Raw genomic sequence first — 13,365 nt, forward strand, 5'->3', positions numbered from 1 at the left:
TTATTTTGCTTCGTTATTTAAAGGGGTCTCAGAAATTACACTGTATTTTCCTTTAGGCGTAACCACAATAGTCTTCAATAAAATCTTCTTACCCTTGGGTACATTAACTTTTAACGGAGAACGGTATTGATTAGAAACTTCAGAAGGAGTTGTACCATCTAAAGTATAATAGATTTTAGCTCCTTTAACCGGCTCTTTTAAATCTATTGTAATATTCTCTCCATCAATTTGTTTATCAGACTGCCCTACCGGAACAGGTACCCAGTAATTTGTATTGGTTTTATCCAGACGGGCTAAATGCACTGGAATTCTGTCTTCAGAAAAGTTTTTATAATTCTTTTTGTTTAATGGAGTCCATGCGATTTCTGCCAGAGCAAACATTCTTGGTAAGATCATGTATTCTGCTTTTGCAGGGCTTTCAACATATTCTGTCCATAGATTTGCCTGTACTCCTTTGATAAATTTCTTCTGATCGGCTGAAAGTACTTCAGGAACCGGATCATAAGCATAAGCTACTGAATAAGGAGCATTTCCACCTATATTAACAGGTTCACCACTTGATTTAGATTGTGCATGGTCAAAATACAATCCCTGATTTCCTGGCGTCATAATAACATCATGATTAAGTTTAGCCGCAGCAATACCGCCTTCAACACCTCTCCAGGACATCACTGTCGCATTCGGAGCCAATCCACCTTCTAAAATCTCATCCCATCCAATAATAGATCTGCCTTTGGAATTGATGTATTTTTCTATACGCTGAATGAAATAGCTCTGTAATTCATGCTCATCTTTCAAGCCTTTTTCTTTGATCAGCTGCTGACAGAAAGGTGATTGTTTCCAATATTCTTTTGGACTCTCATCTCCACCAATATGTATATATTTTGAAGGAAACAGAACCATCACCTCATCCAGAACATCTTCCAGGAATTTAAAAGTATATTCTGTTGGTGCAAATACATCGTCAAAAACACCCCATTGCTGCTGAACCTGTTTTCCTTTTCTTGATCCGGCCCATGGCGTTTTAGGATCTACAAAAGTATCTCTGTCAGGAAAACAGCTCAGTTGAGGATAGGCCGCAATTGCAGCAGAACTGTGTCCGGGCAATTCAATTTCAGGAATCACATTCACAAATTTTCTTGCTGCATAAGCCACAACTTCTTTCACTTCATCCTGAGTATAAAACCCTTTATAGGTTGTATTATCATTGGTAACACCTGGATGATGGCCTACAACTGTACCATTTCTCTCTGCTCCGACACTGGTCAGTTTAGGATATTTTTTAATCTCTATTCTCCAGCCCTGATCTTCAGTTAAATGCCAGTGGAAATTATTCAGTTTATAAGCAGCCATCAGATCAATATACTTCTTGATAAAGGAAACAGGGAAAGTATGCCTTCCTACATCAAGGTGTAAACCTCTGTACTGAAATCTCGGATAATCTTTGATCATACTGGCAGGTACGTCAATTTCCTGACCTTTTTTCTCAGGCATCATCTGCATCAGTGACTGAACACCATAAAACAAACCGGCACCTTTACCGGTAACTGTAATATTCTGAGCAGTAACCTGCAGCTGATAACCTTCAGCAGGTAATTTATCAGCACCCGCCGAACTCAATACAATTGTTCGCTGACCTGTAGCAGCTGCTTTTGATGATCGCAATGCGAAACCACCCTGACTCACGATATAGGCGTTAAGAATATCCGCTGCTGCTGCGTTTGGTGCTTCATTAGAAACCAGTACCACAGTCTTGTCCAGTTTAAAAAAACCGGCTTTTTTCTCTACGGATACCGGCGCAGGTATAATACCTAAGTTTTCATCTGTCTGTGCCTGTACACTGAAAGCTACACAGGCCAGAATAAGCCCTGAAATGATTTTCTTCATGATTTTGGTTAATTTTATATTTGGTTCATTGTTGGTTAGCTCAATAAATGCGGGCGTGCCAGAAACACTTCCCATAAAAACTCTCCGAATATGGTATTTGTCCATGCAAACCAGGGTCTTGTAAAGATCTCGGGATGATCCTTTTTAAATGATTCATGCATAAATCCAGTACCAGCATGTGTTTTCTTTAATGCGGCAATACATTCCCTGATCTCCTGATCATCTGTACTTGTCAATCCTCTGCATATAATACTAAGCGGCCAGATCATATCCTGTTGTTCCACATGCGGACCACCGATACCTTCTATAGCTGCACCTTTATAAAAATATGGATTATGTTCTGACAGGGCAAACTTACGGGTGTTCTGATAGATCGGATCTGTCACCGGCACTGCATTCAGATATGGAAGTGAAAGCAGACTCGGTACATTGGAATCATCCATCAGATTTACGTTTCCAAATCCATCAACCTCAAAAGCATATATTTTTCCATAAACAGGATGTTCTACAATGGCGTATTTCTGAATCGCAGCTTCTACTTCTGTTGCCAAAGCGGTCAGCTCTGCAGCAAATGCCTGTTCTTTGAAAATCGAAGTAAACATTTCGGCCATCTGTTTTAAACTTACCACGGCAAAAAAGTTTGAAGGGATTAAAAACGGAAAGATCGTTGCATCATCACTCGGTCTGAACATAGAGCAGATTAAACCGACTGGTTTAACCGGGAATCCATAACCAGCCATTGGCAAACTATCTGTTGGCTTAGCTGTATCACGCTGAAAATGATATGGCCCCAAACCTGTTTTACGTTGTTGTTCTTTAAAGGTTTTCAGAATAGTATGAACAGATGTTTTCCATTCTTCATCAAAAGGAGTTACATCTCCGGTCATTTTCCAATAGTTGTACGCCAGACGCATTGGATAACAAAGTGAATCTATTTCCCATTTCCGCTCATGAACACCAGGCAGCATCGTTGTATGGTCACCTGCCCACTCGCTTTTCTGTTCTCCATCTTTGTAAAATGCATTAGCATATGGGTCTTTAATTACATAGTGGGCCTGACGATGAATAATTCCCGCAACTAACTGCTGTAACTTCTTGTCTTCCTTCATGAAAGCCAGATAAGGCCAGACCTGAGCAGAACTATCTCTGAGCCACATCGCATCAATATCTCCGGTGATCACATAGGTATCAGGTTTTCCATCCTTTGTAGAGAATGAAACTGTTGTATCCAGTGTATTTGGCAGACAGTTATTGAATAACCATCCCAATTCTTTATCTGATACTTTCTGCTGAAATTTAAGAATTGCTTTTTCTACGGCCGGACTACTGAATTTTCTTTTGTTCAGGGGCACCCTTACATTTGGATAAGTTAATTCAAATGCGCTTAAATCTTTACTCAAAAACAAACCAGCGGTAAGTAAACCTGTGCTGGTAATGAAATCTTTTCTATTCATTTATATTTGGTGTTTTTAGCGTCTGTTTAACCAGACGCTAATTAAAATTAGTGTTTTTTGCTCCTTATTTTATATCCTGCAGAAGCATAATAAAAGATAAACGCGTAACAAGGAACCATAATCCAGTAAGCCTGCTGCGCATTTAATGCATCAACAAGAGCTCCGTAACAAAGCGGAATAATTGCTCCGCCTGCGATACCCATAATCAATAAAGAAGAAGCTATTTTAGTAAACCTGCCCAGCCCTGAAAGTGCCAGAGGCCAGATTGCAGGCCATACCAGTGAATTGGCCAGCCCAAGCAAAGCAATAAATAAAACCGATGTATATCCGGTTGTAAAAATAGAAGTAACCGTAAGGGCAATACCCAGGACTGCAAACCATTTCATCGCGTTTTCCTGGCTGATATATTTAGGAATACAAATAATTCCAATCAGGTAACCAAGGATCATTCCCAGCAAAGTAAAAGTGGTAAAAAATTTAGCCGTAGAAAGTGGGATTCCCTGATAATGCGCATAACTGATTATCGTATCGCCTGCCATAACTTCTACTCCTACGTATAAAAATACGGTCAATACACCTAATAATAGGTGAGGAAACTGCAGAATACTGGTTTTTCCGGCCGTTGCCTGAGAAACAGTTTCATCTTCTTTGTCTGTATCAATTTCAGGCAAAGTGGAGAAATAAATCAGCACTGCCAGAATCAAAAGCACAATAATGATAATTACATAAGGCAAAATTACTCTTGAAGCCAATGCATTCAGTTCAGCAATTTTCTCGGCCGGATTCATTAAAAGTAACCTGTCATGAAAACCATCAGCATCTTTCAATGCAATTGCACCCAAAACAATTGGAGCGATAGCACCTGCAACTTTATTACAGATTCCCATTATACTGATCCGTTTTGCCGCACTTTCAGCAGGCCCCAGGATAGTAATATAAGGATTGGAAGCTGTCTGTAACAGCGCAAGTCCGGTTCCCTGGATAAATAACCCCAGCAAAAATAATCCATAAGTACGTGTTAGTGCTGCCGGAATAAAAACCAGTGCCCCGATACCCATTACGACCAGTCCGAGAGCCATACCTTTTTTATAGCCCGTAACTTTAAGCACACTTGCTGATGGGATAGCCATCACGAGATAACTGATGTAAAATGCGAAAGCAACCAGATAAGACTCAAAATTATTGAGCTCACAGGCAAGTTTCAAATATGGAATCAGTACTGAATTTAACCAGGTTACAAACCCGAAAATAAAGAATAAAGCACCAATAATAATAATTGGTGGCATTCCCTTTTTAGCTGTTGTTGTCATTTAATATAATTTAGAGATGATCAATTAAGATTAGAACTTCCACTTCACAAATGCTTCCATAGCCTCATATTCAGCCAGCCCAAGCTGGTCATAAGCCCTTGCCGTTTCCTGTGTACGTGCTTCTGCCCTTACCCAGAACTCTCTTGAATCTTCTCCCGGAAAAACAGGCAGATCCTTTTGTGACTGATGTTTAAATATAGCTAGTTTCTTTCTTTCGACTTCCTGAGGTGAAAGTGGTACAGCCATCTCAATCTCATGTGTTTCAAATTCATGCCATGCTCCTCTGTACAACCATAACCAGCAATCTTTTGTCCAGCTCTCCGTTTTTCTCAAACGAATCATAGCCTCAACTAAAATATTGAAACATACTTTATGGGTACCGTGGGGATCTGCAAAATCACCTGCAGCGTAAATCTGATGTGGTTTTACCTGCTGCAATAATTCCATAGTCTGCACAATATCATCTTCAAAACTTACTTCTTTGTGAAACTTGCTTCTGTCATAAAAAGGGAGATCCATAAAGTGGATACGCTCATCTTTTACCCCGGCAAATCTGGCACCGGCAATTGCTTCCCCTTTACGGATCAGTTTTTTTACTGTACGGATTTCTTCCGGATCTGTCTGATTTGGCAATTTTGTACTGATAAAACTACGCATCCCGTCATATGTCTGCTTTAAAGCTTTGGTATCCTCAGCTCTTGACTCTACAAAATCTATATTGAATTCCATGAAACGCAATACATCATCGTCCCAGACAGCGGTATTACCAGAAGTCTGGTAAGCGACATGCACTTCATGCCCCTGATCTGCCAGACGGATAAATGTACCCCCCATAGAAATAACGTCATCATCAGGATGTGGAGAGAAAACTATGACACGTTTCAATGCAGGTTCTGCACGTTCCGGACGCTGACTATCATCTGCGTTAGGCTTACCACCCGGCCACCCTGTAATAGTGTGCTGAAGCTTATTAAAAATCTGGATATTGATTTGATAAACGGGGCCACGCTGGGTAGCGAGCTGTGCCATTCCATTGTTATTATAGTTATCTTCGGTCAGCTTAAGGATTGGTTTATTCAGCGTCTTTGCCAACCAGATTACTGCTTTAGTTACCTGCTCATCATTCCATGCACAATCTTTAACTAACCACGGTGTATCAAAACGTGTCAGTGATGATGCTGCGTCATGGTCCAGAATAAATTCTACATTAGGAGATAACTGTAAATAAGTTGCCGGCACATCAGCTGAGATATCACCTTCTACAGCTTTTTTCACGATTGAGGCTTTCTTTTCATTCCAGGCCATCAGGATAATTTCCTTAGCCTTGAAAATTGTACCAATACCCATTGTAATAGCTTTGGTAGGTACATTTGCCAGTCCTCCGAAATCACGGGAAGCATCTCTTCTGGTCAATTCATCAAGTGTGACTAATCTGGTACCTGAATTAGGTGCTGAACCTGGCTCATTAAATCCGATATGACCTGTTCTTCCTATTCCGAGTATCTGTAAATCAATACCACCAAAACCACTGATCTTTTGCTCATATTTCAAACAGAAATCTTCAATATCTTCTCTCTTTAATTCACCATCAGGGATATTGATATTTTCACGGTTGATATCAATATGATCAAAGAGATTCTCATTCATAAATCGAACATAACTCTGATTCGATCCTGGCTTCATCGGATAATATTCATCCAGATTGAAGGTCACTACATTACGAAAACTCAATCCTTCTTCTTTGTGCAAACGGATCAGCTCTTTATACACTTTAACGGGGGTGGCTCCGGTCGCAAGGCCTAATACAGCCTGTTCTCCTTTTTCCTGTTTTGAAATGATAAGTGAAGAAATTCTTTTTGCGACTTCAATACTTGCAGTTTGTTCATCGGCGTAAACACTTACCGGCAATTTTTCGTATCTGGTCTCTTCTAATAAATTTAATCTTGACATGTCTATATTATATGAGGTTTGGTTCTATGGGTTTATCTGAATTGTTTGTTCCTGTCCAACATAATTTGTAAGGGTTACGACAGGCATAGCCGCACCTTTTTCAGGATAATAATCAATGATAATTTTTTTATCAGCTCCCGGAAGGATAGAAAAATAGTTATCATCATAAAATACCGGTAAAATTCTCTTTTTAGTTTGTCCATCTACCAGTGAAACTCTGTTAAAGAAACTTACAGGACCGCCTGCAGCGTTAGTCAATGACACTTCTACCTGCCCGGTTTTTAATAATCTGGCATTTGCCTTAAGTGCAGATCCCTTAAGTTCATTTAATCCGGAATAAGTACCTTTACTATCTGCCAGCCAATATAGGTTATTGCTTAGTAAATTTTTATGCTCATCCAGCAATTGTAATGAAAGGAATGCTCCCTTTTTAGCAGAAAGATCATCTACAATCTTTTTAACCGACATCACTTTTTTAGTACTTGCCGGATCAAGGAAACAAAATACCTTTGTTAAAGAGGTCTCTTTTCCATCCATATCAAATACTCTGGCATCCAGCATAATATTCTGTTTACCCTGAAAGCCATTATTAACGACCATCAGCATACCATCCACAGGATTATACATAGCATGCAGAGGTTCGCTTCCAGAACGTAAACCAAATAAACAGGCATTTGGATCCAAATAATAATCATACATCTGCCCGCGCATTGATGTCCATGGATTTTGTGTCTTCCATATGATCACACCTGTGTACCATTCCCACATATGCGCACTGAAACCTTCCATTAACCCTCTGTACTGATCATAATTTACCAGTTGAGCTTTTTTAGCAAAATCAGCTACATCAGCTGGTTTTCCATAAGGTAATATATGCTGCTCATAACCTACGCCCAGATAATTATGATAATCCCATACAGAATCAACTTTTTCAGATGGCCCTTTAGCTTCACGTTTTTCAGGAGAGATATAAACGGGTGCCACTAAATTGGCTTTTGGAATAAATCTTTCCAGAGATTCCATATCTCCGACACCTACAGAACCAACTTCAGAATTGAATGGAAAAGTTCGGTCTTTCCAGAAAGTACTTACATTTTGAATAGTATAAGGCCCGTCACCATTTCCACCTATGGTGTTTAATGACATGCTATCTGAATTCGAGTAATCAATAAACCAGCGTGTACCATCCAGTTTTGGCAAAATAGAATCACGCAGAGGAATTAAGATATCATCTGGTGGTGTAATTTCATTTCCTCCACACCATATAGCCAATGAAGCATGATTTCTCACCATTTTGATCATGTCTGCAGCAGATTCAAGAAATAAGTGATGATCATCGGGATATTTTCTGCGTTTCCACTGATCTTCCAGCTTCATAGGGTCTTCCCATCTTCCGTTACAATCACCTGACATCCAGAAATCCTGTAAAACCAACATACCGTATTTATCGCAGGCTTCATAAAATTCAGGGCGTTCAATTAATGCACCACCCCAGATTCTGATCAGATTCAGATTCATATCACGATGATATCTGATTTCCGTATCATATCTGGCATTGGTAAAACGAAGCATCGCATCAGAAATAATCCAGTTACCTCCTTTAATAAATATCTTCTGTCCATTAACCAGAATCTCTTTGCTCTTGGTTGTTAAATTCCATTCTGTCTGAATCTCTCTGATCCCTACATTGACAGTTTGACTATCACTCAGCTTAGTACCCTTTTCCAGGAAACTGATTTGTAATGGATATAAATCCTGTTTACCGTAACCAGCGGGCCACCATAACTTAGGATTAGCCAGACTTAGTTCAGGAAAATTGATTTCAGTCGTACTGCCAGCTTTTAAAGTAACCTGCTTAATTACTTTTTGTCCACTAATGGTATAAACCAGATTTCCGGTTACCGGAATAGTTTTTGTATTTTTCAACTCTGCAGATACCTTGATTATTGCAGGCTGCTGTTGTCCTGACACCTGACGTTTTCCTGGAACCAGCGTAACTACATGTGGATTATCCAGACTTACTGCTCCGGTTTTTTCTATATAAACTTTATCCCATATACCTGTATTCCTATCTCTGATCGGACGAATCCAGTCCCATCCTGCGGTATATTGGTGTGCTACACCTTTAGCAATGGTTCCATCTCCACCCTGGCCACCATTAGGATTACCTACTTCATCAGGAGGGTAAACTATTACAGCCAATCTGTTTGTGCCGGTTTTAGAAAGTAGTCCTGTAATATTAAATGCCTTTCTCAGATACATCCCCTTGAAAGGCTGATCATTTACTTTTTTACCATTCAGGTAGATATCACAACTGTAATTAATTCCTCTGAACTTAAGCCACACCTGTCCGTCTGCTGAAGGAATCGCCTCTTTAAATTCTTTAGTGAACCAGTACGTATAGTAATCTCTTCCTGTGTCATAAATATCTGGAATCAGTTTATTATTCATTCCGAAAAAAGGATCAGGGACTTCTTTATTCTCCAGCATTGTGGTCAATACTGTTCCGGGAACTACGGCTTTTTTCCAGCCAGATAAAGAAAAAGAAGAATTGGAGATTTCGGTACCCTTTGCTTTAATTTTAGCAGACGGCATACATAGCCAGCCCGAATTGAGTTCATATTGATCCTGAGCTGATAACTGATTAAATGTTGTAAGCATGATCAGTAAAGAAAACAGCATTCTGAGCAATCGGAATTTGGTAATTTTAAACATTATGAATTTGTGTATTTATTTGGTTTTGAATATAATAGTTAAATATGTTCAATTTATTTCATAAGATAATTATCTGCTGTCAGAACTGGAGTCTGCGCAACACAAAGAACGTAACCAGGCAGAATATCATCCTAAGAATGAAGAAGCTGGTCTTTAAAAGAATTACATTTTTTATAATGATATATATTAACAGTAAATTAAGTACTGTAATACCCTAAAATTATTCGAAAATCTAAAAACTATCCGATGTTAAATCGCTTTAGCTTATTAAATTGATGAAATTATAATAAAATATGGAGAATACAAAACAAGAGAGCCCTGTTTGTTTATGATTTTGCCATCAAAACACTAGTTAAGTGTTTTTTACAGTCAAAAATTTGTTATGTAATATGATTATAACAATAATGTTAAGCAGCCGAATAATCAATCCGGTAAATGTTCAGACTTTTATCCAAAACAAAAAGGGATGATTCAAAAGCAGAAAAAGCAATTTAAATCATCCCTTTTCAGGATTATATTTATATACTGTTTAAGAAACAGCTTTTACTTCATGTTCTTTCGCAGCTAAATAACGTTCTGCATCCAGCGCTGCCATACAACCTGAACCCGCAGCCGTTACTGCCTGACGATAATAATGATCCTGTACATCACCAGCAGCAAAAACACCTTCAATATTAGTCTTTGTTGTACCAGGAATGGTTTTAAGATAACCAGTCTCATCCATTTCCAACCAGCCTTTAAAAATATCTGTATTAGGTTTATGACCAATAGCCACAAAGAATCCTTCTACTGCCAGATCTTTCTCTTCACCTGTCTGATTATTCAGAATTCTCAATCCTGTAACATTTTTACCATTACCTAAAACCTCTTTAGCTTCAGAATTATAGATTACCTCAATATTAGGCGTATTCAGTACACGGTGAACCATTGCTTTTGAAGCTCTGAATTCATCACGGCGTACCAGCATATATACTTTTTTACACAATTTAGCCAGGTAAGTAGCTTCTTCTGCTGCAGTATCTCCTGCCCCAACTATGGCTACATCCTGATTTCTGAAAAAGAAACCATCACATACAGCACATGCCGAAACACCAAAACCATTGTAATGCTGCTCACTTGGTAAGCCTAACCATTTAGCAGTAGCGCCGGTAGAAATAATAACCGTATCGGCTGTAATAGTTTTAATTTCATCTACCACTACCTTATGTGGGGTCGAAGAAAAATCCACTGAACTTACATAACCAAAACGAATGTCTGCTCCAAAACGTTCTGCCTGCTTACGGAAGTCTTCCATCATTTCAGGTCCCATAATTCCATTGGGATAACCTGGGAAATTGTCTACATCAGTAGTCTGGGTAAGTTGTCCCCCAGCTTCCATTCCTGTATATAATACAGGCTTTAAATCTGCTCTGGAAGCATAAATTGCAGCAGTATAACCTGCAGGACCCGAACCTATGATCAGACACTGAACGTGTTCTATTTCTTGAGAAGTATTCATCTATTTATTTATTTACTTTTTGTCAGATGGAGCCTTTGATGATTAAAATAATAATTGCCCTGCGGGTTTAGTAATTATTTTAATCATGTCGGGTTCATAATTATATTTTCTATTATAGCTATTGCGTACACATATATAATTTATATGTGGTTTTATATTCTTTTAATATACAAAATTAAGCTTTAAAGCGGGATGCACAAAAAGTTAAACCGGTTAATTAGTTTTTTTACTTTCGGCTCGTTTTTCACGAAGCTTTTTTCCTCTTAAGGTTGATATCAATTTATCATCAGCATACTGATTTTCCTGCTTACCACCATTTAGTATCCAGGTTCCTTCCTTTTTTCCGGATTTATACAAACCGCTAACCTGTTCCCTTCCATCCTGATCGAAAGCCATATACGGGCCATGTATAATTCCCTGAGAGAAGGTGATAATCTGTTTCATTTTTCCATCAGGATAAAAGGTGATCCAGCGGCCACTGCGTTTACCATCCTCATAAGAGCCAATCAGCTCAACAAATCTTTCTTTGCCTTTGATTTCAAAGCCATCATTGCTATTGTTATTTTCTGGAGTAATCCATTCATAATAAATGAATTTACCCTGAGGGATTTGCATCTGATCATCTCTGAATGAACCTGAAGCCAGCAACACCCCACTAAAATCAAACTTTTTGAAAGTATACAGTGAATCTCCACTGATTTTACCAAATACACCATAAGTTACTGCCAGTGTAGAATCTGCAGTAAACTGATCTTTGGCATCAAGCAAAACTGTTTTAATCTGGGCATCGACATTTATACCGGTAAACAGGAAGAAAAAACAAACAAGTATTCGTTTCATTATAAGATCAAAGTTAGGAACTAGGTCTGGATAATTCCAACATTGAATTGTCTTTTTATCGGAGACTGATTTGCAGCTTCGATTCCCATAGAAATGACTTTTCGGGTCTCTAAAGGGCTAATAATTCCATCTACCCATAATCTTGATGCAGCATAAAACGGAGTCGTCTGGCTATCATATCTTTCCGTAATCTCGTTCAATAATTCAGCTTCTTTTTCAGGAGTAATAGTTTCGCCTTTGGATTTTAATGAAGCTGCCTGAATCTGTAACAAGGTTTTTGCTGCCTGAGAACCACCCATCACGGCTATTTTAGCTGTTGGCCATGCATAAATTAACCGCGGATCATAAGCTTTACCACACATCGCATAGTTTCCGGCACCATAAGAATTACCAATCACAATAGTGATCTTTGGTACAACTGAGTTAGCTACGGCATTTACCATTTTGGCACCATCTTTAATAATCCCACCCTGCTCAGATCTGCTTCCAACCATGAACCCCGTTACATCCTGCAGAAAAACAAGAGGAATTTTTTTCTGATTACAGTTCATGATAAAACGGGCAGCTTTATCAGCACTGTCAGAATAAATTACTCCGCCAAACTGCATTTCTCCTTTTTTTGACTTCACCACCTTGCGTTGATTGGCCACAATACCAACGGCCCAGCCATCAACCCGGCCCAAACCACAGATGATACTTTGTCCATATTCTTTCTTGTATTCTTCAAACTCCGATTTATCTACCAAACGGTGAATAATCTCATGCATATCATATTGTTTCTCCCTGTTTTCAGGTAAAATTCCAAATATATCTTCAGGATTAAGTTTTGGCATTTCAGATTTAACACGACTAAAACCAGCCGACTGAGGTTCACCCAGCATACTCATAATATTACGTATACTATCCAATGCTGCGCTATCGTTAGGCTGTTTATAGTCAGTAACACCAGATATTTCACAATGTGTGGTTGCCCCACCTAATGTTTCATTATCCACATCCTCACCAATGGCAGACTTAACAAGATAAGAACCGGCAAGAAAAACGGAACCAGTACCTTCAACAATCATTGCCTCATCACTCATAATCGGCAGATAAGCACCACCAGCGACGCAAGATCCCATAATTGCAGAAATCTGTACAATACCATCAGCAGACATCATTGCATTATTTCTGAACATTCTGCCGAAATGCTCTTTATCAGGAAATATTTCATCCTGCATTGGCAGATAAACCCCTGCACTATCTACCAGATAAATAACAGGCAACCTGTTTTCCATGGCAATCTCCTGTGCACGAAGATTCTTCTTTGCAGTCATAGGAAACCATGCACCTGCTTTAACTGTGGCATCATTAGCAACAATCATACACTGGCGTCCGGATACATAACCAATACCACAAATCACCCCAGCCGACGGACAGCCCCCCTGTTCTTCATACATGCCATCAGCTGCAAAAGCACCAATTTCTAAAAATTCAGTTTCCTGATCAATCAGGTAAGCAATTCTTTCTCTGGCCAGCATTTTACCTTTCTCTTTCTGTTTTGCTGCGCTCTTTTCTCCTCCGCCTGCGTATATTTTCTTCAGCTTTGTTTTAAGATCATAAACCAGCTGCTTATTGATATCTTCGTTTTTATTAAATTCGATGTTCATTTGGGCAAGATAAATCATTCTACCAAATAATAGAAAGAGAAATACAAATTTTACAAGATAAA

The 13,365-nt window shown here is 38.9% G+C and carries 8 protein-coding genes; all 8 read right to left on the reverse strand.

Going from position 1 to position 13,365, the window contains the following annotated elements:
• On the reverse strand, window positions 1-1,887 hold the full coding sequence (locus tag PL_RS07280; protein ID WP_041884882.1) for a beta-N-acetylhexosaminidase: 1,887 nt from the start codon (window positions 1,885-1,887) through the stop codon (window positions 1-3).
• A 35-nt stretch (window positions 1,888-1,922) separates the two neighbouring features.
• Window positions 1,923-3,341: a glycoside hydrolase family 125 protein gene (locus PL_RS07285; protein WP_041884879.1), complete on the reverse strand. Its 1,419-nt coding sequence runs from the start codon at window positions 3,339-3,341 to the stop codon at window positions 1,923-1,925.
• A 47-nt stretch (window positions 3,342-3,388) separates the two neighbouring features.
• The gene (locus PL_RS07290; RefSeq protein ID WP_041884877.1) at window positions 3,389-4,651 is read right to left on the reverse strand and encodes a sugar MFS transporter; all 1,263 of its coding nucleotides are present in this window, start codon (window positions 4,649-4,651) and stop codon (window positions 3,389-3,391) included.
• Between the two features lie 30 nt (window positions 4,652-4,681).
• Window positions 4,682-6,601: a glucosamine-6-phosphate deaminase gene (nagB, locus tag PL_RS07295; protein ID WP_041884874.1), complete on the reverse strand. Its 1,920-nt coding sequence runs from the start codon at window positions 6,599-6,601 to the stop codon at window positions 4,682-4,684.
• A 24-nt stretch (window positions 6,602-6,625) separates the two neighbouring features.
• The gene (locus PL_RS07300; protein ID WP_041884872.1) at window positions 6,626-9,316 is read right to left on the reverse strand and encodes a glycoside hydrolase family 2 protein; all 2,691 of its coding nucleotides are present in this window, start codon (window positions 9,314-9,316) and stop codon (window positions 6,626-6,628) included.
• A gap of 529 nt (window positions 9,317-9,845) precedes the next feature.
• Window positions 9,846-10,814: a thioredoxin-disulfide reductase gene (trxB, locus tag PL_RS07305; protein WP_041884870.1), complete on the reverse strand. Its 969-nt coding sequence runs from the start codon at window positions 10,812-10,814 to the stop codon at window positions 9,846-9,848.
• Window positions 10,815-11,027: 213 nt separating this feature from the next.
• Window positions 11,028-11,654, reverse strand: coding sequence for a toxin-antitoxin system YwqK family antitoxin (locus PL_RS07310; RefSeq protein ID WP_041884868.1), 627 nt, complete (start codon window positions 11,652-11,654; stop codon window positions 11,028-11,030).
• Between the two features lie 20 nt (window positions 11,655-11,674).
• Window positions 11,675-13,303 carry an acyl-CoA carboxylase subunit beta gene (locus PL_RS07315; protein ID WP_041884917.1) on the reverse strand — a complete coding sequence of 543 codons (1,629 nt, stop codon included), beginning with the start codon at window positions 13,301-13,303 and terminating at the stop codon, window positions 11,675-11,677.
• Window positions 13,304-13,365 lie beyond the last annotated feature (62 nt).

Source organism: Pedobacter lusitanus, assembly GCF_040026395.1.
Classification (GTDB): domain Bacteria; phylum Bacteroidota; class Bacteroidia; order Sphingobacteriales; family Sphingobacteriaceae; genus Pedobacter; species Pedobacter lusitanus.